The sequence below is a fragment of the Gemmatimonas sp. genome, assembly GCF_036405635.1.
GTDB lineage: Bacteria > Gemmatimonadota > Gemmatimonadetes > Gemmatimonadales > Gemmatimonadaceae > Gemmatimonas.
Window position 1 is genome coordinate 1 of sequence record NZ_DASWXE010000042.1, and the last position, 23,846, is coordinate 23,846.

Genomic DNA, 23,846 nt, shown 5'->3' on the forward strand with positions numbered 1-23,846 from the left:
ACCGCCGGCATCCAGGCAGACCATCACCACGCAGGCGCAACTGCGCTCGTTCGATGTGCGCACCCGACTCCAGTTCCACGCCGGCCCGGTCCTGTTGGACGTCACCGGTGGCAGCACCGTCAATCAGCGTGTACGTGCACTGCCCTTCATGCAGGACACCCTGTTTTCCTCTGCACGATCATCGGCCGCCCAACTGTGGGGACGCACGGAGGCACAGGTCCCGCTATCCCGCTGGCTGAGCGTGCGCGCCGGCATTGCCGCGTTGCCCACGCAATCGGAGATTCGCTCGCCCGTTCGCGCGGTGTATTCGCTCAGCATGCAGGTAGCCAAGTGGCGACGCGATGATCCGAAGGCCGCTGCAGAACCCTCGGCGTCTCCTCGTCTCGCGTTCGAAGCCGCGCTCGAGGATTCCCTGCATCTCCGCCTGCGATTCCGGCACCCCGATGCGGCCACGGTACGCGTGAGCGGCGAACCCACCCGGTGGGAGCCGGTCTCCATGACCCGCGTGCGCGAGGATTGGTGGGAGGTCGTCCTGCCGGTCGGTGCGGGCACCTATCGACTGAACATCAGCATCGACGATGCACCGTGGCAACCGCCGCCGGGTCTGCCCACGGCGCGGGATGAGTTTGGAGGACGAGTCGGGCTCGTGACGGTGCGGTAGCCTTGCACTTCCAGGATCGCGCGCGAGTCGCGTGAGATGCGTGACTCCATGCGTTCATCGGGAGGTATCACGCGCAGCCCATGACCGATGCCGAACTCGTACACGCGGTACTCGACGGGAACGTGCACGCGTTCACGGAGCTCACGCATCGCCATGCGCCAAGCTGCCTCCGCTTTGCGACGCGCATGCTGGGCACGCGCGAGGACGCCGAAGAGGTCACGCAGGACACTCTGGTGCGCGCATACCGGGCGCTGGCCGCGTACGACACCACGACGGCCTTTCGGACCTGGTTGTTTGCCATTCTCGCCAACCGGTGCCGCACCGCTTTGCTCTCCCGCACACGCCGCGCACGCTGGGTGCACACGGACAACGAGACCGTATCACGGACCAGCGTGCCGTCGCACGGGCCAGCCACCGAGTTGCGCGTGGAGCTCACGCGCGCTCTCGATACACTCCCGGTGGAGCAGCGCGAAGCCTTCCTGCTCAAGCACGTCGAACAACTGGAATACGTGGAGATTGCCCGCATCACCGGGACAGGGGTTTCGGCACTCAAGATGCGTGTACAACGCGCCTGCAGTCGCCTGCAACAGGAACTCGGGGACTACAACAATGTCTGACGACAGCGAACGACCGCCTGACGCGCTGACCCGCGCCATCGCCGAACTTCAGCAGGAAGTACCAGTCCGTGACGCATGGCGCGACGCGCTCGAGCGCGAGCTCGCGCGGGCCGATATGCATGTCGATACGTATGCCGATACACCTGGGGCCCGCACCGCGGCTGCACGGCCGATACGCGGGTGGCGGGTGACGCCTGTTGGCGCGCTCGCGGCAGCCACCATTTTCATGGTGGCAGGTGCGATGCTGGCCGATGTGGTGCGTCAACGTGGCGCCTCGGGCAATGGCCCCGGGCCAGCGCTTGTTGCGTCGATGCCGGCATCGAACAACGTCATGGGCGTTCGTTTTGCCGTGATGGCGCCCGGCGTGCAGCGCGTCAGTCTCGTCGGGGATTTCAACGGCTGGAACGCCGACGTCACACCACTTACGCTCCTGCCCGACGGGCGCACCTGGACCACCATGTTGCCACTGAGCAGCGGACGTCATACCTACGCGTTCGTGATCGATGGGCAGATTGTGCGGGATCCGATTGCCCCGGCGGAAGCCGAAGAGGATTTTGGCATGCCCAACTCGGTGGTTCTGGTGAGCAGCAGGGAATGAACGATCGCTCGCGTCTTTCACGCAAGACTTTGCGCACGGCGGCGTTGCTGATATGCGCCCTGGTGGCGTGGCCATCGCTGCAGGCGCAGACCACACAGAGTCGTCTCGGTGCCACCGCACGCGCAGCAATCGATCGACTGGTCGATTCGCTGGCCACGGAGAAGCTCCCGGGTGATGTCATTCGGGACAAGGTGGCCGAGGGCCTGCTCAAGGGTGCCGACGACGCACGCATTCTGGCGGCCGTGCGATCACTCGCCGCGCGGCTGCGCGAAGGACGGCAACTGCTGGGCGCATCGGCCGGAGAAGACGAACTCAAGGCCGCTGCCAGTGCCCTCTTCGTTGGAGTGACACCGACCGACATCACGCGACTTGTGGACACCCAACGCAAGCGGGGCACGTCGTCGTTGACCATGCCACTCACCGTGGTGGCTGAGCTGACGCTGCGCAACGTGCCTCCGGATCTGGCGGTATCCTCGGTGGAATCGTTGCTGCGACGCGGGGCACGTGATGGGGAGCTCAATGCGTTTCGCAACACCATCGAACGCGACCTGCAGCGTGGACGTGCGCCACGCGATGCGGTGAACGCCGGTGTGCGTGTCACACTGGACGGTCTCGGACGCACACCGGAGTGAGTCGGGTCGGACAGAATTGAACGACGCGGTGAACAGGCAGTGACCCGAGCGGGCAACCGGTAGGTATCACGCGCAGACGCCCCCTGCCTTCTGCATGCGACTCGCCATGATGCGACGCAAAAGAGGCATCGTCATCGGTTCACACCGGCCCATCGCCGGTTCATTCTGAAGGAGTCAGCACATGGTGCACGCAGGCCGTTCTCTGTCCGCGCAACTTCGCGCATCATTCGCCGCGACCGTGATCGGCGCTGGTGTGTTCGCCGCATGTGGCGAAAGCACGCCCACCGCCACCACAGCGGACGAACTCCGGGTCACGCTTGCAATCAATGGGGTCAGCGGCGAATCCATCGTGGTCGATCCGCGCAACGCCACACTGCGCGTCGGCTATGGTGCCATTGTGCAGGCACGCATTCTCGATGCCGCCGGAAACCCGGTCGCTGGCGCACGTCCAACCTGGATCAGCAACAACCCACAGGTGGCGTCGGTGACGGTACTGCCCGATTCGGGTCAGTCCACCGATGGACTGCGCGTGTCGGTCGCCGCGCGCGCGCGCGGTGTCGCGCTCATCATCGCCTCGCGAGGGGACAAGGCGGACACGGCCCGGTTCACCGTGACCGCACGTGACTCGGTGCCCACCGACAGCACTCCCACCCCGGGCCCGCGTCCCACCCGCTTCGACGTGACAGCTCGTGTCTCGCAAAACTGGATCGACTCGCTGGTACTGCGCGATTCCTCGCTGTGGGTGGCGCCACCCATCGCTGGTGCCACGGTGCGTTTTGTGCAACTGCCCGCATCCCCCGCCGACAGTTCGTCGCCGGCGCCTGCGCCTGTTGTATTGGCCACCGCGACATCGGACGCCAACGGCAACGTCGCGTTTCGCGACATGCCCGCCTCACGGTACCGACTGGAAGTGGTGACACCCGCGGCGAGTGAATGGGGATCGGCCAACTTCACCTACAGCGCACCATACCAATCCACCATGCATCATCAACTCCGACTGATCAAGAAGATCTATCAGTAGCGGAACGATAAAAAAAACGGCCGGCATCGTGCAGATGCCGGCCGTTCGTGTGTCACGCCTTGGGCGGCGCGTCCAGGCCGCGCCACAGGTTTGACGTCGTCAGGTCCGTCTGACCACACAGCTTGAGATAACAGAAGAGCTGCGTGCGATACGCCGCATAGTTGGCCAGCACCAGACTCACGATGTAGGTGCCTCGCGTGGCCGGACCGGCGAACAACTGAATGACGCCGCGCATCTCGTCATCCGTCATGCTGCCCACATGTTCCGCGAACCACGCCGGCTGCTCGGCCAGCATCGCGTCGAGCCCCGCCAGGTCCTTGGCGCCGACCTCTGCCTGCACTGCACCCCACGCCGCGCCGTCGAATGCGCCGGCCTTGATCGCGTTCACCAACGCCGGTCCCTGCATCACCAGGTAGCGCACCAGCTCGATGGAGCTGCGCTGTCCTTCAGTGGGACGGGAATCGACGGCCGAGGCGTCGATCTTGGAGACGAGGTGACGCAGCACGTTCACTTCATGCGTCAGGAGGCCAACGAGTTCGTCCTTGCTGAGGACCATGGTGGTGCGGGCAGATGGTGTGATGAGGTGCTACCGAATGCCCGGAAGCTGACCGCCCGCCACACGCTGCGCCAGCGCCTTGACCGACCCGTTGCGCTAGCCGAACACCAGATTGCGGTGAATCGACGTACCGGCGGTGACACCATCGGCCACGGCCCAGCTCACGCTGTGCGGCGCCCGCGCGATATCGCCCGCCGCGTACACACCGTCCAATGTGGTCATGCGGTGGTTGTCGGTGCGGATCATCTCGCCCATCGGTCCATCGTCGATACCCAGTCCCAGTTGCATGGCCAGAGGACTGGACAGCGTGGACTGCGGCGCAACATACAGCGCCTCGATGGCACGATGCCGCTCGCCTTCCAGTTCGATAGCCAACAGCGCGTCGTCCTCTCCCACCAGTCGCGTCACGCGCGCCGGCTCCACCGCTACGCCGCGCGCCGCCAGCTTCTCCGCGTCTTCCGCCTCGAGTGTCGCCCCATTGAGGTACAGGGTAGTCGGTCCCCACTCGGCGATGAGCAGCGCCTGATGCGCCGACATCGGCGTACGATACAACACGCCGAGTGGACGATCGCTGAACTCGATGCCATGGCAGTACGGGCAATGCAGCACCGAACGTCCCCAGCGTTCCTGCAGTCCCGGAATGTTGTCCAGCGTATCGTGCAGACCGAATGCAAGCAACAGTTTGCTCGCCACCTGCTCCTGCCCCGACGCCAGTGTCACAGCGAAGCCGTTGTCGGTTGGCCGAGCTGAAGTCGCCTCGTCGTGTAGCACCTGCACATTCCAGTAGCTCAGGAGCTGCGCGCGGGCGTCAGCCAGAATATCCATTGGATTTCGGCCGTCCTGCCCGAGAAATCCGTGTGACGCGTGGGCAAAGCGATTGCGAGGCTTGCCGGTGTCGAGCACCAGCACCTTGCGACGAGCGCGCGCGAGATAGGTGGCCGCGGCCAGCCCTGCAAAGCCACCACCTACGACGATGACATCGATGGGCCGCGTGTTATTCGACATGACTCTTCTCGATGGCGGCCGAGCGTCCGCGCCGCGCGAAGTGTTCGTGGAAGTGCGCACTCAGCTCGGCCAGCGTGACTTCGCTGAATCGCTGCAGCAGCAAGGCCTCGGCTTCGGCGAACGCGTCCCCGAGCGTGGCATTCACGGCCTGCTCCACCAGGCAGCGCGGATGGTCGGAGCGATTGCCGATGGAGAGCAATTGCGGCTCGCCGAGTGCGTTGTACACATCGCGCAGAGTCACCTGGTCCAGGTCACAGGCGATGGTCCAGCCACCGCCATGCCCCTTCTCCGAGCGCACGAAGCCGCGCTCGCGCAGCCCCGCCATGACGCGACGCACCACGACGGGATTGGTGTCCATGGCGCGGGCCAGCGTTTCGGAGGTGCTGGGACCTTCATGCTCCGCCATGTGCAGCAGCACGTGGAGTACGCCGGAGAGACGGCTGTCGCGTTTCATGTAACTATTATTATTACATATGCACACAATTGCAAGCTCCCCGAGGCCGTTTGGGGGCGGGATCGTGTTCCAGACGGTAGTGTTGGAGGGTACGGATTTGACGCCCTGTCCCGGAGGTTGTCTTGTCTTGCTGCTCATTGCGCACTGCATTGCACACCGGTTTTCGCTTGATCGCGGGCCTGGCTGTTGTCACATCGACGGTATTCGCGCAGAACCCTTCGCCACAGGCGCGCAAGGCACGCAGCACGGCGCAGGAAGCCGTGCAGTCATTCTCCGAGAAAGCACGCGATATCTGGAAACGCAGTGAATCCTCGCGGAGTCGCGCCGACAGGCGATCGATCAACGGCACGCGGCAGCTATTGACACACTGTCATCCCCCGGGGCGGTCAGTGGTTCGTGAGTGGCGTATGAGCTCAGGCTATCTCGCGATGCCCACGCCGCACGCCTATTCGATCTGCCCCAGTTGGTTGATCACGGAGATCGCGGACGAGGTGCTCGCTATGGCCCCCAATGGCCTCTATACCTCGCCGGAGTTGGCCCCCAAGCTCGCCAGAGAGCGCGAAGACTTGCTCAAGGTGCTGGCCGAGGCGAAACGGGCGGCCCCTGAGGACGGTTGGATCCTCGGCCAGCAGATTCGCTTTCTGCTCGAGGCCGGGCAGGCTGCCCCCGCGCGGGATGCATTGAAAGACTGCACGACGGCGCCCTGGTTGTGCGGGATGCTGCGAGGGCACATCGCGTACACGACAGGCGATCAGACCGAGGCCGAGGCGCATTTCGCCAACGCACTCGGCGGAATGTCCATGCGCGAGCGCTGTTCGTTCACCGACATATCCACTTTGCTGGCCAGCGATGTTCGCGACAACTATCTCGCCTTGCCATGCAGCGTGCGGGATTCGCTGGCGCAACAGTACCTGTGGATGGCCGATCCTGCACTGAGCACGCCACTCAACGAGCGACGAGTGACCCACCTGTCGCGTCAGGTCTCCGTCATACTGCAGTCAGCCACGTCACGAGACGAGCGCTTTCATTGGGAGCCATCTACTGGCGGTGTTCCGGCGACGGACCTCATCGTTCGGTATGGGTGGCCGTCCATCAGCGCGTGGCAAGGGTTCAAGCTGGATCGAGAACACGCCTCATATCTTGCGGAGAGGGACTCACCCGATCTCGCTCCCTATGCGACGGCAGAATACACCTGGCCGCGGGTGACTCTGGGAGCGCCAGATTTGCTGGCGATGGACGTACTCGACATTCCGGCCGATTCCTGGACGCTCGGGCCGCCCGCGTCGATGGAGAATCGTCGTCTCGGCACTGCGCTCTGGTGGCCGCGGGAGCACATGGCTTTACCCAACCTCCGCCTGGCCCAGTTCACCGATTGGCAGATCGCCACGTTCCGCAGACAAGACAATGTGCGGATGGCGGCAGCACTGCATCTCGGTGCAACTCACACAGCAACCGGACAGATCACGGCAGGCAGAGACACTCTGTCGTTCCTTATCAGTCCCGGCCCGGACTCGGTCGTGCGCATTGGCTCCACAACGAACACCACGGACACGATTGCCGTGGTGGAAGGGCATATCGCGCCAACGGCCGGCCTCGTGGCACTGGAGCTCTTCTCTGGCGCGAAGGACGACCGAAGACTCACGCGCATGCGCCAGGGATATCGCATGCCGCAAACACTGGCCTCGCTTCACCGCGATTCCATCGGGGTGTCCGAACCGGTTCTGTTTTTTGCCAACGATGCGGAGCTGCCAACCGGTGTGGAATCGCTGCTGCCCCGCATGCTGCCCACGCTGAACATGGACCGCCGCACTCCCGTGGGCATCTACTGGGAAGCGTATGGACTCCCCACCACAGACAGTGTGCGCTTCGCCATCGCCATCGAACCAAAACAGCGCGGCGGATTTCTCCGACGCGCTGCTTCGACACTGCGTCTGATGGACGCCCCACCTGATGGCGTGACGATCAGCTGGCTCGACCCGAGTCAGCGTGGTGGAGAACCCGCCACCCCATCTTCCACGATCCGCATTGTCTCGCGAGCCATGAAGATCGACCTCTCACGGATCTCGGCCGGTGAACACATCGTGAGCATCGTAGCCAAAACGTCCAGCGGACGAACCGCTGAAGCGTCCCGGGTCATCCGCGTGCGCTGATGGTGATCAGAGCGTGCTCATATCCAGCACGAAGCGATACTTCACGTCGGAACGCAGCACCCGCTCGTACGCTTCGTTCACACGCGACACTGGAATCACTTCCACATCAGCCGTGATGCCGTGTTCACCGCAAAAGTCCAGCATCTCCTGCGTTTCCGCGATGCTGCCGATGTTGGAGCCCGAAATCTGGCGCCGACCAAAGATGAGCGCGAAAGAGCTGACTTCCATCGGCTTCTCCGGCGCACCCACGAAGGTCAGGCGGCCCTCGGTCTTGAGCTGACCCAGCAGCGCGTTCACATCGTGCTTGGCCGAGACACAGTCGAGGATGAAGTCGAACGTGCCGGCGTGACGCGCCATGTCGGCCGCATCGGTGGACACCACCACATCGTCGGCGCCCAGCCGCTTGGCATCGTCACGCTTGTGCGGCGACGTGGTGAACACCACCACCCCAGCGCCAAACGCCTTGGCGAACTTCACACCCATGTGGCCCAGACCGCCCAGCCCCACGATGCCCACCTTCTTGCCCGCCGTCACGCCGTGCTGGCGCAGCGGTGAGTAGGTGGTGATACCCGCGCAGAGCAGCGGCGCCGCCGCGGCCAGGTCGAGCGACTCCGGCACACGCAACACAAAACGCTGGTCCACCACCACGCTGCTGGAGTAGCCACCCAGCGTGACGCCACCGAGATGGCGATCGGGGGCGTTGTAGGTGAGCACCTGCTGTGCGCAATAGTGCTCGTCGCCATTGGCGCAGTGCGGGCACGTACCATCGGAATCGACGAGGCAGCCCACGGCCGCCAGGTCACCGACCTTGAAGCCGGTCACATCCGCACCCACCTGCGTGACCCGACCGACGATTTCATGCCCTGGAACGCAGGGATATTGCGTGGGCATCGCGCTGTGCCACTCGTCGCGCGCGGTGTGCAGGTCGGAATGACACACCCCGCAGTACAGGATTTCGATCTGCACGTCCGTGGCAAGCGGGACGCGCCGGGCGATGGTGGAGGATTCGAGGGAAGACGTCGGGCTCGACGCGGCGTAGGCGCGGGCCTCGAACGTGGGAATGGTCGATGACATCAGTGCTCCGGGTATTGGGACCCGATGAAACAGCACGGTTGTTCATGTGTTATACAGCACATTCCGCAACGCACGGTATCAAGCTGCGCTTTACAATCGCTGGAGCAACGCCATGTCCCAACCCATGTCGCGACGCCGCGCCATCGGCACCTTTGGAATGCTCGGACTGGCAGGGGTAGCGCTCACACCAGCCGCACTGCGCGCCTGGTGCGCCCGCTGCCTGCGGGACGACTCGGCCCTGTCGCTCTCAGAACCCATGCGCATCGGTGTGATCGGCTCGGGCTCACTGGGCGGCACCGTGGGCCGCATTCTGGTGGGCGCCGGACACGAGGTGATGTTCTCGTCACGCCACCCGGAGGAGTTGGTGGAGATGGCCCGCCGGTTCGGCTCGCGGGCATCCACCGGTACCCCACGTGAGGCCGCTGAATTTGCCGATGTGATTTTGGTGGCTGTGCCCTACGAAGCCCTGCCCCAGCTCGGCCGCGATCTCCGCACGGCGTGGCGCGGCAAGGTGGTGCTCGATGCGTGCAATGCATCCGCCACGGCAGACGACGAAGCCAGTCGCGCGGCCCGAAAGGACGGCGTGGCCGCCACATCGGCGCGCCTGCTCACCGGGACGCGTCTGGTGCGCGCATTCAGCTGCGTGGACGCCACTGCCATCGCCAGTTCCGCCGAACGGACCAGTGACAAGTTGGGCGTGCCCATCGCCGGCAATGACGCGGCGGCGATGCGCATCGCCGAGCGGTTGGTACGCGATGCTGGTTGTGAGCCGGTGGTGGCCGGCAACCTGACGGCCGCGAAAGACTTCGAGCATGGTACGTCCGCGTTCCGTGCCAACACCACGGCGCCACGCGTGCGCGTCATGCTGGGGTTGCCGGCGTCTATCTGAGACGAAGGAGAGCCTCGCTTACGCGAACGGATTCTCGTCCGCGCTCGGCCCGTAGATGGACGGCACTGGCACATCGAGCAACCGCAGGTAGATGGTCAACTGTCCGCGGTGATGATACCAGTGATTGAGGAACACCGACCGCAAGAAAGCGATGCGCGGCAGGGCCATGATCTCGGTACCGTTGAAGTGCACACGCCAGATCTCGGTCATGTCGGCATCGGAGAGGCCAGATAGGATCTGCCTGGCGGACGCCACGCTTTCGTCGAGCAGTTTCAGCACTTCGGCTGTCGAGGTGGGCGAGACATCGCCAAAGCCTGGCAACTCGGCGGGATTGTTCACCACCAAACCCACCACGCCACCGGGATTGCCGGCGATATGCATTGCGAGCTGACCGAGTGTGCGCGTCTTGGCGGCCGGTGCCCAATTGAGGTGCGCATCGGGCACCCGCTCGAGCGCACGGCGTGTGGTCACCGCTTCCATCTCGAGTTCCTGAATCATCGCTTCGGCGATCGACATGATGGGCTCAGTGTTTGGTTCAATGTTGGGTGGTGAAACGCGCCTGCAGTCGCAGAGCGATACTCGCCCATCCTTCCATCAGCGCATCGCGGTATCCATCGGGAAAGAGACCGAGCGCGGTGTGCTTGAGTGTGAGCACGGTTTCGTCGCCGTCCACACGCAGGCGATACTGCAGGTTGTTGGACACGGCGAACGACATCATGAGGGGACCACTGATCTCCAGCAGATTCGGGCGCCGGATGGCCTGGACCTGCCCCCACCAATGGCCGTTGTCATGGCCCAGGTCGCGATACCAGCGACCGCCCGGATGTGCCTCCAGCACCATGGGCATGGGCGCATCGGCCATGCCACGATTGGCCGGCCCGAGTTCTTCGAGCAACGCCTCGAACGTGTCTTCGATGGATGCGCGCACGCGCGTCTCCTGCGAAACGTCGAGCATCATGTCGGCAAGCGAATTCGGTGGCGCTGCACCTGCGGGGGCCGATGGCATCTGAAGCTCCAGGGAAGAGGAGTGGAAGGAGAGGTGCGCTACTGCTTGGCCGCAGCCGTGCGTTCGGCGCGCGTCTTGATGCGCTGCAGTTGATTCTGCCAATGCCGCTCGAAGAGCCGCGTCCACTCGTGGATGGCCTTGATGTGCGTGGTGTTGGTGCGATAGAACGCCTGCCGTCCTTCGCGGCGCACATCCACCAATCCCACTTCCAGCAGCACGCGCAGGTGTTTGGACACCGACGGCTGCCCCATCTGTAGCCCATCCACGATCTCGCTCACCGGCCGCTCCGCATACGCCAGAAAGGTGAGGATATCCCGTCGCCGCGGCTCGGCGATGGCATTGAACGCGTCGGACGTGGTAGCAGCACGGGGCATGCGTTCAATTATATTCCGTTATCGGCATATGTCACATGGCAACCGAAAGGGGGGGGTACAGCGGGGGGAACACAGATGACACGGAAACGGAGCAGAAAGGCACAGATACGGCACTGTCTGCGTTCCCGCCGCAGTCAGCCAAGCTTGCCTACGGCCCGGCCCAACTCACACCGATGGTGAGAGCTCTATGCGCACCGTGTTCACCTCAGCGCACCCTGTGGGAGCTCGATGACAACAACGTGACAACTCGTGCCGGTGCGAGGGTCAACCAGATGGGTGTTGATGCTGTCGTATTGTGGGCTCTCCGTTCATCCCATCCCACCCTGCCATGTCCTTGCGTCGTGTGTTTTGCCATTGCTCATGTATCCTGCGGCTCGGTATTGCCGGGTTCTTGTTGGGGAGCCCGTCCGGTGGTCTCGCGCAATCGGCCGCCGCGGTCACCTTCGGTGCTTCCACCGAACAACAAGTCGCGCGCGCCCTGGTCGAGGCCATCAACAGCGGTGACACCACGCGCATCCGTCGCTGGGCGGATTCCACATATCTACCATCGATCTATCCGCGCTATCGTGACGACATCTTCGCGCTGTACCGCACCGTGCAGCGCGCCAGCGGTGGACTGATCGTGGAGCAGGTCACTGGCGAAGCCTGGGTGCTCGTGAATGCCCGTCTTCGCAGCACTGGCCGTCTCGCGCGCCTCGGGCTTGGCTTCGAACCCGGACCGAATCAGCGTCCAGTGATCTCCGGATGGCACGCCTATCCTCTTGCCGACGCAGCCGCCGATGGGACATGGCCCACAACCGCACTCCCCCTGAGCGCTGTGCGTGATACCATCCGTGACCATCTTCGGCGCTCGGTTGAACACGACGAATTCTCCGGCGTGGTGCGGGTGATGCATGGCGATTCGGTGTTGTTCGAAGAGGCACACGGACTCGCGCACCGAGGGTTCCGCATCCCCAATACGGCGACCACGCGCTTTCACATTGGCTCGCAGGGGAAGATGTTCACCGCCGTGGCCATCGCGCAGTTGGTTCAGGCTCGGCGACTACGCTTTCTCGATACGCTGGGCATCGTGTTGCCGGAGTATCCCGATTCTGCCATCGCACGCCGCATCACCATCCAGAACTTGCTCACGCACACGTCCGGCCTCGGCTTCGGTCCGTCGGCACCAGCAACACGGCCCTCTGACTGGCGTACTCAACGGGCCATGACGCTTGTGCCCGCATTTGCCGGACAGACATTGTCATTCGAGCCAGGCACACGCTGGCAATACAGCAATGCGGGGTTCACACTGTTGGCCGCCGTGGTGGAGAAGGTGTCCGGTATGCCGTTCGACGAGTACGTGCGCACCAATATCTGGGAACCTGCCGGCATGACCCACACCGACTGGGGTGTGGTGGACGATCCCGCCGACGATCGGGCCGTGGGGTATGGTTGGTTCAACGATGACCCGATCGGTGCGCAGCCACGTCGCCCATTCTGGGCGAGTCGAGGGCAACGTGGCGGCGGCGCGGGTGGTCAGTTCTCCACGGTGCAGGATCTCACCCGTTTCGCCGCAGCGCTTCGCAGCGGGAAGTTGCTGTCACCGGCGGTGTGGGCACACATCAGCAGCACACGTGGAGCACCAGCGGACAACTATGGCTACGGATTCTTCACGTATGCCTTCAATGGTCCCGCCGGTGTTCGTCGCCCGTCAGCAGGCCATGGTGGTGGTGGCGCCAGCTCGGGGATCGACGGTGGTGTGTTCTGGTTCAGCGACGGCTCTTGGACTGTCGCCGTGCTGGGCAACTACGATGCACCTGCAGCGCAGAACATCATCTTCCGCATCATGCGTTTTCTGGCGCACCAGCCCTGACGTCAGCCCGCTATCGGATTCTCGTCAGCGTGAGAACCGAGCATCAGCATGCGTTGCTCAGCTGCCAGGCGAACGTCCAATCACACTGAGCGGATCGACGGTCACCATCCCGAACCGCGTGATGAGGTGCAGATGCGGCCCCGTCACGCGTCCCGTTGCGCCCACGTTGCCGATGATCTGCCCACGCGCCACCGTATCACCCTCGGCCACGCGCTGACGGCTCAAGTGCAGGTAGGCCGTCACCAGCCCCTCGCCGTGATCGATGTATACCACGTTGCCGCCGAGGTAGAACGCGTCGACGAGGCGCACCACGCCGCGGTTGACCGCACGCACCGGCGCGCCCACGGCACCCGCGTAGTCGGTGCCCATGTGCCGGCTGGTCACGGCGCCATTGAAGGTGCGGCCACTACCAAAGCCGCTGGTGATGCGCGAAGGGCGAGGCACCACAAATGGCTGCGTCCACAAGCGCGGCACATCATGTGAGGCGCGAGACACCGCTGCCGCGCGTTCGGCTTCCCTGGCCTGCCGTGCGGCGAGCGCCGAGTCGGGGGTGGCAGAGAAGCGAGGGGCGACGCGCAGCGCCTCGAGACGGTAGGTGCCCGCGTCGGTGGTGAGGCGCAGTGTGCGTGGCGGCTGACCGTCGCAGGTGAGCGTGAGTGTCACGCCCAGTGCGGAATCGATGGGGGCCGCCGCGATGGCGACGAGCGAATCACCTGCAGCGCGCCAGTGCAGCGTCTCGCCTGCGACGGTAGACGCGGGCGGCTGTGCACCAGATTCCCAGCGCATCGCCATGCGAAAGAGCGTACCCGCCCGCGGAACGGCCGGTGTGGTGCGAATGGTGGCCGACTGACATGTGGGCGGCTGTGTTTCTTTGGGCGCCGATGTCAGTGACAGTGCGATGAGGAGCAGAGCGGAGATGGTCGCCATCTCCAATGGTACACCATGAACCGCCGAGGTTACTGAGAACTACTTCCGGAGGATCTTCTCCATGGCTTTCCCCTTGGCCAGCTCGTCGACGAGTTTGTCGAGCCAGCGGATCTGCTGCATGAGCGGATCTTCTACGTCTTCCACGCGCACGCCGCACACGACGCCCTTGATGAGGGCCGTGTTGGGGTTCATGGCCGGCGCCTGGCCGAAGAAGGTCTGGAAGTCCGTGCCCGAAGCGAGATGCGCCTCGAGCGCTGCCTGATCATAGCCGGTGAGCCAGCGGATGATCTGGTCGACTTCGTCCTTGGTCCGGTTCTTCTTCTCCGCCTTGGTGACGTAGTGCGGATAGACGCCGGAGAATTTGCTGGTGAAGATGCGGTGGGTCATAGTGGTCAAAGAACAGGCGGTCAGGTAACAGCAGCGCAAACACAGCTGATTCTTGACGCGACCGTGTCCGTGTGATGGTCGACAGGACCGGGATCAACTTGAGCTATGCCACCTGCTGCACGTCCGAAGTAACACGTCGACTGCGGCGGCCAGCGACCTCACGTGCCCGCGCTTCAGCAGCCTCGAGTTCCGCGATGTCGTCCTCGAAGTTCAACACTAATTGAATGTCCGGGCGATCAGCGAACGTCCGATTGTACCAATCTACGTCGGTCTTGAGTTGCTTGAGGTCACCGACGACGCCGTTACGACGTCCTGCGAAGGCAGCACTCATGTGCGCGTGAGTTGCAGTCCGAGCATCCTGCCACAAATGGTACTGTGCTCCGTTCCTCGTGGTCGCTGCTGGATGCATTGCACGAACACGATGTCCGGTATCATCCGTGAAATAGTCTTCGCGAAGTGCACGACTCATGTCTTCCACGAATGCACGCCGCGCGAGTTCAATTGGGGGTTCCCAACGTCCAGTCCTGCGCGCCCATTCGTACACGTCGTTTAGATCCGCAGGCATTGGATTGCCTGCGGCTTCGTACTCACGAAAATGCTGACGCATCCGTTTGGCGTAGCTCATCGGTGCACTCCGGGTTGGTTCGAGCGAACTAGACGATCACGTGTCCATAGCCGTCAGTGAGCGCCACAGGGGTCAGTATGTGGCGCACCTTCACAAGAAGCGGGCGAAACAGGTCCCAGCGTTGAAGCTTTCTCTGCAATTGTCCCACAACCACACCAGGATGGACGCCGAGTGTCAGTGCCAATCCAACGACACGCGTCTTGGAGAACAACGGCCCGACGCGGTTGATGAAATCTTCGAGTCTCTTTCGTGGTACGAGAAACTCCTCCGCAGCTGCATTCGCTGCCTGCTCCGCCTCTGGAAGATCCGCTCCCAAGATAGCGCCCACCTCATCGTCGATAACAAACCCGGTATCGCGTCCGTCTGCGCGAAGGATATGCTCGCACTCATGTCGAAGGACGAACCAGAAATTGTCGATTCGATCGAGACGAAGAGTCATACCGATGACCGGCGACTTGTCATCAAGCCAGGTGCAGATACCATCTAGTTTCGATCCCGTGAATGGTTCGCAGATCACAAACCGCACGCCCGCGTCAGCAAGCAACTTCGGCACATGCCGAATCTCTTCTGGTTCGTGCATCAGCAGCCGGAACGATTCCAAGCAGTCTCGAAGCTTTCGCTCGGTATACGCTGCCACCTGAACGTGTTGCGCGAGTTCGCGCACCCGCAGCAGGACAGCTTCCTGAATGCGCGTCAACGGCGTCGCGTATTCGCTCCTTTTCGCGGCGCATGCAAAGGGTGTCTGTTCATCTATAGAACGAATCTGGTAGAATGCCAGTACCGCCCGTTCGAGCTCTTCGACGTCTTTGGTCTTCGGAATCCAACCGCGCTTCTGCAGATCACGAACAGGATACTCCCCCCGCAGCTTAGCGCGGCGCGCGATATCGTCTGACACCGGTTCTGCCTGAGCGAGCCGGTAGGCATTTTCGATCCCAAGCCACACTTCAGGGCTGGTATCGAGTGCCGCTGCAATCGCCTGCGCCATGGGTGCTGTCAGTGTCGCGCGTCCACTGAGCAATTCGTTGACCTGCTTGAATGACTTCCCGATGATCTCTGCGAACTCTTCCTGAGTCCATCCACGCTCCTCCAGCTCATCGCGGAGGTACTCACCAGGTGCAAACACCTCCGCCAAGGCGATGCCCATCGCTGCTCTCTCCCACACGCCCAATCGGCGGGCGTCGTCGTTTGATCTCCAGTTGGGACCGTAGCCCATCACTACGGTCACGAGTCAGTGCACCCGCACCGGGTCAGCGATGGTAGTCTTCGACATCGACAACCACGATCACTTTCCCTTCCTCGTCACGCCTGAACTCGAGGATTAGACGCCATTGGTCGTTCAACCGCATCGACCATTGATGGCTACGGTTTCCTTCGAGCTGCTTGAAGCGGTAACCGCGAATCGCCCGGATATCTCTCTCATCCACGCACCTGTCGAGATAGCCAACCGCCTTTCTGTATGCTCTCACAATCTCTGGACCGAGCCCGTGCATATATCGGGGTTCGACAGCCAGACGTTCGAGCTTCGCGTCGGCGAACTCAATGCGCATGAAGCAAAATGCGCACGAGTGATTATTTTGTCAATAGAGCCTATAACCCCTAGGGTTATATTTCAGTACGGCAAACCTACACGTCAGGTGCTCAAGGTTCTACTTGGGCATCGATGTCCGTAGCTGCAAGCCCAATACAACTGTCAACGAAACATTGTCTGCAAAGCGCTAAGGTCGGGGTCGATCGCTTAGAAATTGAGCGCAGTGTATCTGGTGGCTCGTCAAGGTGGATCAATTGGGGGCAGGGGGGGAGGATTCTCACCAATAGGCATAGGCCGAAAGAGACGGACCAGCTGCGACCAGGCCCCCGCCAGCTCTAGCCTTCGATCGATGTCGTCCTGAGCACTCTCTACAATCTGGATCCATCGCGTCGACTCCAGATCATATGCGTGAGTCGTACGAACGACTCGAGTCCACTGCTCCACCTGCTCGTCGTCCCGCACCGTCTTGATGTTTTCATAGATCTTCAACGCCTCTGCATGGTAGTGCGCTAGTACATCGACTCCATCAGCGATGTTGATCAACGCATGCCCCGTATTGTCATCACTATGCTGATCCGTCACCCAGAAATCTGTCTCATCAAGTAGACGACGATAGCTTGGGGTAGTCCGAGGAGGATTGGGCAATGCATCTTTGGTCGGGAGAGCGTCTACGTTCCATGCAAAATGGGCGTCAAAACTCCGAAGACGTCGCAGCTCGTTCCGCCACATGCGTAGCTGACGTCGATGTCGTTCGCGCTCCCTTACCCACTCGAGCATGAGGCTTTGAACTGATCCGAGCACAAACCCGCCAAAAGCAGCCCACAGTGCTGTAGACATCTCTATATGCGAATGGAGGTATGCGCGTGAACGAGGCCTAGCTGTGTGTCGATCAGCATATCGCTGAATTTGTAGCATCAGACCTTTGACACTTCCGAGCCAACTAAGACCATCTGTCGTATCTTGCTTGGTGCGCAGAAGGAACTGACTGCCTGTCCAAGATGCTTACCAGCGACCTGAATCGCTGACGACAGCCATCATAGTGCTTCAAGCGCGTGGCCAGCACGGGATAGGTCTCGGTAGCCTCTAGCATGATCGCAATTTGCTTCGGCTTAAAGTTGCGGACCATCGACTCGTAGTACGGTAGTGCCATATTCGATACCCCGTACTGGTTGCCAGTGGCACACACGACCACCGTGCAGACAAACTCGAAGAGTGCAGAATCCGGAACCACTGACTGCTCAGCAAGTTCGTGCAGGCGCTCCGCAAATGGCGGTTCGTTGTAGAAATTGTTAAACTCTTGGTGAACGTTCAGAAGGCGCTGGCAAGCGCGAGTAATAATGCTATGCCGTTCAGCCTCACTAAAAAGTGCAGCAATTCCAAGACGCGTAAAGAAGTCTTGAGAAGAGGACTGTCGCTTTATGTCACCAGATGCCAGGTATCCACTGTGACGATCAACTAGCTCACTCTTCACCTTAGCTGACATCTCTTCGGCGAACGCCCTCACGACATCTAGCGAGTTTAGGCGAATCTCCTGTGAGCTCGCCGGATCACAATAGAGACCGTGGAGCATTGAGAAAAGTAGGTCTCGCTGAGCTTCGTGAGTTCCAGTGAGCAATTCAACCCATCTTTGCAACTGCGGAGCATTGAAGCGGCCCGCTCGTAGTGCAGTCAAAAATGCTCGTGTATCTACGCCCCTTGGGTTGGTCTCGTCTTCTAGCGCATACCTTATGCACGCGCTTGTAAATCGGAGCACTTCATACTCATCCAAAGTACCCATTGGCGGGTGAGCTGCGGAGAAGTTGTTTCGGACTTCTCGGCACTGATCAAGAAAGAAATGCCCGTCCTCCGTGATTAGGTTGTGCCTAAGACATAGTCCGACAAGCTCACTATCCTTAAGCTCTACAAGTGCACGTTCATCAAAGGCGCCACCTCTGATTTGCGCAACAACTTGAAGGCCAAAATCACGCACCTTTCGACGAAGCTCCAAAACAGCGGCATTCCAGATATAGTTGATCGCTGCATCGAACAGACCTGTAGATACAGCGACACACATGCGCGCAAGAAGTTCACTCCTCTGCGCGGGCGGAACCCTGGTTAGGAGCCGGGGCAGCGCTTCGAATGCATGCAATATTGCTTCGTCGGAAGCCAGTGCAGTGCGAGGTACACCGAGTGCATTCGCGAGCTGCGTGACAACAGTCTTGGTTTCATTTACGACGGCTGGTAGCAGTACCTGAGTCATTGTAGACAGCTTCCCGGTATGAGGTTCATAGGCTAGCCAACAACACTGGGATCCACCTTAGCTCGAATGAGCCTGGGAATCTCTCTCGTAACTGTCATTGGCAGGCTACTCGCTTTAGATCATGCTCATTTTTTGCTTGTACAACTGGAAGTCATTGGTACTCGCTGGCCGCCTTAAACAGCCGCTCAAGCTCACCAAAAGCTTCTTCTTTCAGACTTCCCTCGTCCCGCAAGCATCGCAGGATACGAAGGTACTGCAAGAGCTCAGTCGAGCTTGCACCGTGCGGTGGCGATGAATAGTGGAGAAAGAAGCCAAAGTTTGAGTAGAAAGGGCGACTTGGCGAACCGACTGGAGGTGCCTGTCCGTGCAGTTGAAGGGCGTCATCAAGTGACTTCACCGCCTGCAGCTTGGGCAGGAAATCTCGCCAAGCACGCTCATACGCTTCCTGCTGTTCCATTCGTCGTTCGCTTACAGTCTTTCGCCTGCCAGCCATTGAGATTCCCTGTTCTGTGTATGGACAAGGGGTGAGAACTGCGATGATTGCCGATGCAGCCAAGTAGTTAGGACTATCATCACCTACGCGCCTAGTCCCGCGATCCAGTAGGAGCAAACGAGGTCGTCATTTCCCGCTAGACTGCTACTACTACCGCACTTCGGCAACACAGCATTTCGCTCGAACCGAAGAAGAGGTGCTAGCAGAACATAGCAACGCCGCCGTCCCCTCTCGGGTCCGGCGGCGTTGCACTTCTCACTCAGAGCAAGCGATACCTCAGCCGCACTCCGAGAACCCACACACATGACACTTCACGCACCCTTCCGCGAACTCGAGCTGTGAACCGCAGTCCGGGCAGGTGCCCATGAACACCTCGCCACCGACCTTCCCGAACTCGATCTGCGGCTGCATCTGCTCGGCCATCGGCGGACGCGTCACCGGCACTCCAGCCGCCGGCGTCGGCGCGCTCAGCGAGTTCACCGGGCCCTGACCCACGGCGGGGCTGCCTCCGTTCAGCAGGTCCTGCTGCACACCCTGCTTCTCACGCAGCCACGTTTCCAGCGCGATGCCGATGGCGTCGGGCATGGAGAGCACCTTGTTCGGGCCCAGGCCCACAGCACGGTCGGACGAGATGCCGCGCAACTGGCGGTGGATCTCCTGCACCGAGATACCGGAGCGCAGCGCGAGCGACACCAGGCGGCCGATGGCCTCGGCGTCGGCCATGGCGCTGCCGCCGGCCTTGCCGAGGCTGAGGAACACTTCGAACGGCTGTCCCTTCTCGTCTTCGGTGATGTTCACGAACATCGTGCCGAGTGGCGTTTCCTTGCGGATGGTCGTGCCGCGCATGACGTCGGGACGCGCACGCTTGCCACGACGGCTCGCGCTCTCGGCTTCCGCGCTGAACAGCGCCTTCTTGGTGCGATCGAGTTCGTTCTGCAGTTCGGCGATCGTGCCCTGCAGCTCGCCGATCTCGCGCTTGAGCGTCACATCGGCCTTGGCGTCCGCCTTGGGCGCTTCACCGTTCACCGCGGCCTTCGCGCTCTCACGGTTGGCGGCGGCGTCCTGCGTGGCGCCGGTGCTGAGCACCTGATTGTCGCGCGAACCGTCACGGTACACGGTGACGCCCTTGCACTTCATGTCGTACGCCATCTCATAGATGGCACGCACGTCATCCACCGTGGCGGCAAAGCCGAAGTTGGTGGTCTTGGAGATGGCCGAGTCGCAGTGGAGCTGGTAGGCGGCCTGCATGCGGATGTGGTATTCGGGCGAGATGTTGTTCGCCGTGTTGAACACCGTCTGCCACTTGGCCGGCACTTCGGCATGCTGCACGCTGCCGGTCTTGGCGATGCGCTCCATGAGCTCGTCGCTGTACCAGCCTTCGGCCTTCGCGATGGCCACGAAGTCTTCGTTCACGTCCGGCATCATCACGCCAGCCTGATTGCGCATGAACGCCACGGCGAACAGCGGCTCGAGACCCGACGAGCAGCCGGCGATGATGGAGATGGTGCCCGTGGGCGCCACCGTGGTGACGTTGCAATTGCGGAGGAGCTGCATGGGACGGATGCGCTCGCCGCCGGCATCACGCGCACACGTTTCGTCCGGGCCCCAGATGGACTGCGCCCACTCGGGGAACGCGCCACGCTCACGCGCCAGGCGCTCGCTTTCCTTCTTGCCCTCGACGTCGAGGAACTCCATGACCTTGCGGCCCATCTCCACGCCTTCGGCGCTGTCGTACGGGATGCCGAGACGCACGAGCATGTCGGCAAAGCCCATCACGCCCAGACCGATACGACGGATGCGCTTGGAGAGCGCGTCGATCTCGGGGAGCGGGTACTTGTTGACGTCGATGATGTTGTCGAGGAAGTGCGTGCTGAGCGCGATATCGCGGCGCATCGCTTCCCAGTCGACCACGCCATTGCTGACGTAGTGGCCGACATTCACCGAGCCAAGGTTGCACACGTCGTACGGCAGCAGCGGCTGCTCACCGCACGGGTTGGTGGCTTCGTAGTCGCCGAGGTGCGGCACCGGGTTGTAGCGGTTGGCTTCGTCGATGAAGAACACGCCCGGCTCGCCCGTGCGCCACGCGCCCAGGATCATCTTGTCCCACACTTCGCGCGCGCGCAGCTGGCCCGTGGTCTTCTTGGACACCGGGTCCACCAGATCGTAGTTCGCGTCCGCCTTCACGGCGTCCATGAACTTGTTGGTGATGCCCACCGAGATGTTGAAGTTGGTGATCTTGGTGAGGTCTTCCTTGCACGCGATGAATTCCATCACGTCGGGGTGATCGACGCGCAGGATGCCCATGTTGGCGCCGCGACGCGTGCCGCCCTGCTTCACCGCATCCGTGCTGGCATCGTAGAGCTGCATGAACGACACGGGGCCCGACGCCACGCCAGTGGTCGAGCGCACCATGCTGCCGCGCGAACGCAGGCGCGAGAACGAGAAGCCCGTGCCGCCGCCGCTCTGATGGATGAGCGCCATGCTGCGGAGCGTATCATAGATGCCGCTCTGGCCGTTGCTGAGCGCGTCGTCCACCGGCAACACAAAACAGGCCGACAGCTGCCCCAGGGGGCGACCGGCGTTCATGAGCGTGGGCGAATTCGGCTCGAACCGGCGCTGCGTCATGAGGAAGTAGAACTCCTCGGCGATCGCCTGCACCGCGCCGTCCGACGCGCCGTAGCGGCGATCCGCCTCGGCCACCGTCGTGGCGACCCGCCAGAACATGTCTTCCGGCTTCTCCACCGGCTTCCCGGACTTGTCCTTCACGAGGTAGCGCTTTTCCAGGACGGTGCGCGCGTTCGCGGACAACGTGACCAGACCTTCCGGGGGCGTCGCGGAGAAGGGCATTTCGACGGGGCTCCTGCTGTTTTGGCGTGTGGCTTGGGCGATCGCTGATGCGTTCGCTACGGCGTTCCGAGTGCGTCCCCGGAAGCGGTCCAAGGTCCGAGCGGGGGCGTATGGTGCCTCCGTTCGTGAGACCGCGCAAGTCGCAAGCTAACGCCTTACCGGACGCTCACTTGCATTTGCCACATCACGTACCTGCGCGGGCAGGTGAGTTGTCCACCGCGAGAAGCTTTGTGCGGTGTGGCGAACCCGACCGGAAGATTCTGTGATATGATCACCGTGTATCATGACGGTGACACAAGAAATGTAGTCGTTCAAGTCGTTGCATGACAGGTCTTTACACGTCAGCAAACGGTCTCGGGAACGTCACCAACGCCGCACCAACTCGACATGAGACAAAAGGTCTACTTGTGATGAATTTCACGAGCCTTTGCTGCATTTGCCTGCTCTCACACAGCTGATCCCCATTTGCCCCCATTCACAATTCCCTGCCCCGTCCTACCACCCCAAACCTACCACCTATCACCAAGCCCCCTAGAACCCGCCACCTACTCCGACCGCACCCGCCCGATCTCGCCATGGCGGTGCTTTTGTGCCAACTCGACATACCTCGCCGCGTTGTCGAGGATCTTCCCCCGCTGTTCCGCGTCCAATGTTCGTACTACGCGACCCGGCACACCGACCACCAATGACCCCGCCGGCACCTGCGTGCCTTCGGTGAGCACCGCGCCCGCCGCAATGATGCTCCCCGTGCCCACGCGCACGCCGTTGAGCAACACCGCGCCCATCCCCACCAGCACACCGTCTTCGAGCGTGGTGCCATGCACCACCGCGCGATGCCCGATCACACAGTCCTCGCCCACGACGGTTGGCTTTCCAGGATCTGCGTGAATCACCGCACCGTCCTGCACATTGCTGCGCGCGCCGATGGTGATCTGTTCTACATCCCCTCGAATGACTGCGGTAGGCCAAACACTGGTGTCCTCGCCGAGCGAAACCCGCCCAAGCACCACCGCCGTCTCATGTATGTACGCCTTCGCCATCACCCACTCTCCTCCACGCTCGCAGTTCACCCACCACTTGCAGCCTACAGCCTAAAACTCATCCGCCTGCAACCCACTACGTCCTGCAAATCAGAAATACCCCCCCAGCGACACATAAAACGCCCCACCCCGCCGGATCCCCGCCGGCGCCACATACGGCGCCGCCCCACCAATCCGCACCCGATACGGCGTGTCATACTGCACCGCCACATCGAGTATCAACTCCGCGCCCGCCGACGCCATCCATCCATCCCGCTCGCCGACACGATTGCACACAATCGTATTCGTCGCCGCCAGCGCCGACGGACACCACGCCCGCGCCGCATCACTGAACACCACCAGCGACGCGCGATCGGTATACAGCGTGAACGGACTCGGCAACCGACTGAACATCACCAGCGGCGCACGATACTCCACCGTGCCTCCCAGCGCGCGAATGCCACGCTGCACCCCTGGCGCCACACCACGCACGGGGAAGGAACGTGACGGATCGCCGAACATCACCCCCGGCATCAGCTCCGCACTCACGCCACTCACACCGCCCACACTGAAGTCGGACCCGCTCTTGGTGTCGGCAATGCCTGCGGTGGTGCGCAAAGCGAGTGCATGCCGTGAATAACCCGGCAGGGGCAGCGGGATATAACCGCGCGCATTGAGCACGGTACGCCACGAGCCGGTTGCCCCCGGCGCGTCCTCACGCCAGCGGTACGTGGTGTTGTGCGCAATGGCAAAACCTTCTTCGAGCGACACCGCCCGTCCCGCCTGACGGGCCGTGGCGAAGCTGCCATTCACGAAGATCGACGGATAGCGCGTGCCCACACGCAACGCAGAATTGGCCGGCCCCAGCGCCGAATCGACATCGGCAAAAAAC

At 62.1% G+C, this 23,846-nt stretch carries 26 protein-coding genes; 8 read left to right on the plus strand and 18 right to left on the minus strand.

Going from position 1 to position 23,846, the window contains the following annotated elements:
- From VGE27_RS03025 to VGE27_RS03045, 5 genes are all read left to right on the plus strand, one after another.
- Positions 1 to 661, plus strand: a 661-nt coding sequence (locus tag VGE27_RS03025) for a glycogen-binding domain-containing protein (RefSeq protein ID WP_331048153.1), incomplete at its 5' end; no start/stop codon positions are given.
- A gap of 80 nt (positions 662 to 741) precedes the next feature.
- Positions 742 to 1,278 (plus strand): RNA polymerase sigma factor, encoded by a 537-nt coding sequence (locus tag VGE27_RS03030; RefSeq protein ID WP_331048154.1) that lies wholly within the window; start codon positions 742 to 744, stop codon positions 1,276 to 1,278.
- Positions 1,271 to 1,876 carry an isoamylase early set domain-containing protein gene (locus tag VGE27_RS03035; protein WP_331048155.1) on the plus strand — a complete coding sequence of 202 codons (606 nt, stop codon included), beginning with the start codon at positions 1,271 to 1,273 and terminating at the stop codon, positions 1,874 to 1,876. The genes VGE27_RS03030 and VGE27_RS03035 overlap by 8 nt, the downstream gene beginning before the upstream one ends.
- A complete protein-coding gene (locus tag VGE27_RS03040) occupies positions 1,873 to 2,508 on the plus strand; it encodes a hypothetical protein (RefSeq protein ID WP_331048156.1) in 636 nt (211 codons plus the stop codon). The genes VGE27_RS03035 and VGE27_RS03040 overlap by 4 nt, the downstream gene beginning before the upstream one ends.
- A gap of 181 nt (positions 2,509 to 2,689) precedes the next feature.
- Positions 2,690 to 3,529: a hypothetical protein gene (locus tag VGE27_RS03045; RefSeq protein WP_331048157.1), complete on the plus strand. Its 840-nt coding sequence runs from the start codon at positions 2,690 to 2,692 to the stop codon at positions 3,527 to 3,529.
- A gap of 52 nt (positions 3,530 to 3,581) precedes the next feature.
- On the opposite strand, the gene VGE27_RS03050 is transcribed toward VGE27_RS03045, so the two are convergent.
- From VGE27_RS03050 to VGE27_RS03060, 3 genes are all read right to left on the minus strand, one after another.
- Entirely contained in the window at positions 3,582 to 4,085 is a 504-nt protein-coding gene (locus VGE27_RS03050) for a hypothetical protein (RefSeq protein WP_331048158.1), read from the minus strand.
- Positions 4,086 to 4,181: 96 nt separating this feature from the next.
- Positions 4,182 to 5,090, minus strand: a complete 909-nt coding sequence (locus VGE27_RS03055; RefSeq protein WP_331048159.1) for an NAD(P)/FAD-dependent oxidoreductase — start codon at positions 5,088 to 5,090, stop codon at positions 4,182 to 4,184.
- A complete protein-coding gene (locus tag VGE27_RS03060; RefSeq protein ID WP_331048160.1) occupies positions 5,080 to 5,544 on the minus strand; it encodes an Rrf2 family transcriptional regulator in 465 nt (154 codons plus the stop codon). Before VGE27_RS03060 ends, VGE27_RS03055 begins: the two co-directional genes overlap by 11 nt.
- A gap of 407 nt (positions 5,545 to 5,951) precedes the next feature.
- Here VGE27_RS03060 and VGE27_RS03065 point away from each other — a divergent pair, with 407 nt between their 5' ends.
- Positions 5,952 to 7,694 carry a hypothetical protein gene (locus tag VGE27_RS03065; RefSeq protein ID WP_331048161.1) on the plus strand — a complete coding sequence of 581 codons (1,743 nt, stop codon included), beginning with the start codon at positions 5,952 to 5,954 and terminating at the stop codon, positions 7,692 to 7,694.
- Between the two features lie 6 nt (positions 7,695 to 7,700).
- Here the strand turns inward: VGE27_RS03065 and VGE27_RS03070 are convergent, their stop codons facing one another.
- On the minus strand, positions 7,701 to 8,768 hold the full coding sequence (locus VGE27_RS03070; RefSeq protein ID WP_331048162.1) for an NAD(P)-dependent alcohol dehydrogenase: 1,068 nt from the start codon (positions 8,766 to 8,768) through the stop codon (positions 7,701 to 7,703).
- Positions 8,769 to 8,880: 112 nt separating this feature from the next.
- Between VGE27_RS03070 and VGE27_RS03075 the strand changes: the two genes are divergently transcribed.
- Entirely contained in the window at positions 8,881 to 9,657 is a 777-nt protein-coding gene (locus tag VGE27_RS03075; RefSeq protein WP_331048163.1) for an NADPH-dependent F420 reductase, read from the plus strand.
- Between the two features lie 18 nt (positions 9,658 to 9,675).
- On the opposite strand, the gene VGE27_RS03080 is transcribed toward VGE27_RS03075, so the two are convergent.
- The 3 genes from VGE27_RS03080 to VGE27_RS03090 form a co-directional block, all read right to left on the minus strand.
- The gene (locus tag VGE27_RS03080; RefSeq protein WP_331048164.1) at positions 9,676 to 10,173 is read right to left on the minus strand and encodes a DinB family protein; all 498 of its coding nucleotides are present in this window, start codon (positions 10,171 to 10,173) and stop codon (positions 9,676 to 9,678) included.
- Positions 10,174 to 10,192: 19 nt separating this feature from the next.
- Positions 10,193 to 10,615: an SRPBCC domain-containing protein gene (locus tag VGE27_RS03085; RefSeq protein ID WP_331048165.1), complete on the minus strand. Its 423-nt coding sequence runs from the start codon at positions 10,613 to 10,615 to the stop codon at positions 10,193 to 10,195.
- Positions 10,616 to 10,701: 86 nt separating this feature from the next.
- Positions 10,702 to 11,037, minus strand: coding sequence for a metalloregulator ArsR/SmtB family transcription factor (locus VGE27_RS03090; protein WP_331048166.1), 336 nt, complete (start codon positions 11,035 to 11,037; stop codon positions 10,702 to 10,704).
- Between the two features lie 328 nt (positions 11,038 to 11,365).
- Here VGE27_RS03090 and VGE27_RS03095 point away from each other — a divergent pair, with 328 nt between their 5' ends.
- Positions 11,366 to 12,889, plus strand: coding sequence for a serine hydrolase domain-containing protein (locus VGE27_RS03095; protein ID WP_331048167.1), 1,524 nt, complete (start codon positions 11,366 to 11,368; stop codon positions 12,887 to 12,889).
- A 57-nt stretch (positions 12,890 to 12,946) separates the two neighbouring features.
- Here VGE27_RS03095 and VGE27_RS03100 read toward each other — a convergent pair whose 3' ends face one another.
- The 11 genes from VGE27_RS03100 to VGE27_RS03150 form a co-directional block, all read right to left on the minus strand.
- Complete coding sequence (locus tag VGE27_RS03100) at positions 12,947 to 13,816, minus strand: M23 family metallopeptidase (protein WP_331048168.1); 870 nt, start codon at positions 13,814 to 13,816, stop codon at positions 12,947 to 12,949.
- Positions 13,817 to 13,855: 39 nt separating this feature from the next.
- On the minus strand, positions 13,856 to 14,203 hold the full coding sequence (locus VGE27_RS03105) for a DUF2200 domain-containing protein (protein ID WP_331048169.1): 348 nt from the start codon (positions 14,201 to 14,203) through the stop codon (positions 13,856 to 13,858).
- Positions 14,204 to 14,306: 103 nt separating this feature from the next.
- The gene (locus VGE27_RS03110; RefSeq protein WP_331048170.1) at positions 14,307 to 14,828 is read right to left on the minus strand and encodes a hypothetical protein; all 522 of its coding nucleotides are present in this window, start codon (positions 14,826 to 14,828) and stop codon (positions 14,307 to 14,309) included.
- Between the two features lie 28 nt (positions 14,829 to 14,856).
- Positions 14,857 to 15,972, minus strand: coding sequence for a helix-turn-helix transcriptional regulator (locus VGE27_RS03115; protein WP_331048171.1), 1,116 nt, complete (start codon positions 15,970 to 15,972; stop codon positions 14,857 to 14,859).
- Positions 15,973 to 16,075: 103 nt separating this feature from the next.
- On the minus strand, positions 16,076 to 16,375 hold the full coding sequence (locus VGE27_RS03120) for a type II toxin-antitoxin system RelE/ParE family toxin (RefSeq protein ID WP_331048172.1): 300 nt from the start codon (positions 16,373 to 16,375) through the stop codon (positions 16,076 to 16,078).
- Between the two features lie 221 nt (positions 16,376 to 16,596).
- Positions 16,597 to 17,193, minus strand: coding sequence for a hypothetical protein (locus VGE27_RS03125; protein ID WP_331048173.1), 597 nt, complete (start codon positions 17,191 to 17,193; stop codon positions 16,597 to 16,599).
- A 103-nt stretch (positions 17,194 to 17,296) separates the two neighbouring features.
- The gene (locus VGE27_RS03130; RefSeq protein ID WP_331048174.1) at positions 17,297 to 18,409 is read right to left on the minus strand and encodes a hypothetical protein; all 1,113 of its coding nucleotides are present in this window, start codon (positions 18,407 to 18,409) and stop codon (positions 17,297 to 17,299) included.
- Between the two features lie 337 nt (positions 18,410 to 18,746).
- Positions 18,747 to 19,052: a hypothetical protein gene (locus tag VGE27_RS03135; protein ID WP_331048175.1), complete on the minus strand. Its 306-nt coding sequence runs from the start codon at positions 19,050 to 19,052 to the stop codon at positions 18,747 to 18,749.
- A 312-nt stretch (positions 19,053 to 19,364) separates the two neighbouring features.
- Positions 19,365 to 21,935, minus strand: coding sequence for a vitamin B12-dependent ribonucleotide reductase (locus VGE27_RS03140; RefSeq protein WP_331048176.1), 2,571 nt, complete (start codon positions 21,933 to 21,935; stop codon positions 19,365 to 19,367).
- A gap of 545 nt (positions 21,936 to 22,480) precedes the next feature.
- The gene (locus tag VGE27_RS03145) at positions 22,481 to 22,975 is read right to left on the minus strand and encodes a gamma carbonic anhydrase family protein (protein ID WP_331048177.1); all 495 of its coding nucleotides are present in this window, start codon (positions 22,973 to 22,975) and stop codon (positions 22,481 to 22,483) included.
- A 90-nt stretch (positions 22,976 to 23,065) separates the two neighbouring features.
- Positions 23,066 to 23,846: hypothetical protein (locus VGE27_RS03150; protein WP_331048178.1), on the minus strand; the 781-nt coding region annotated here is incomplete at its 5' end.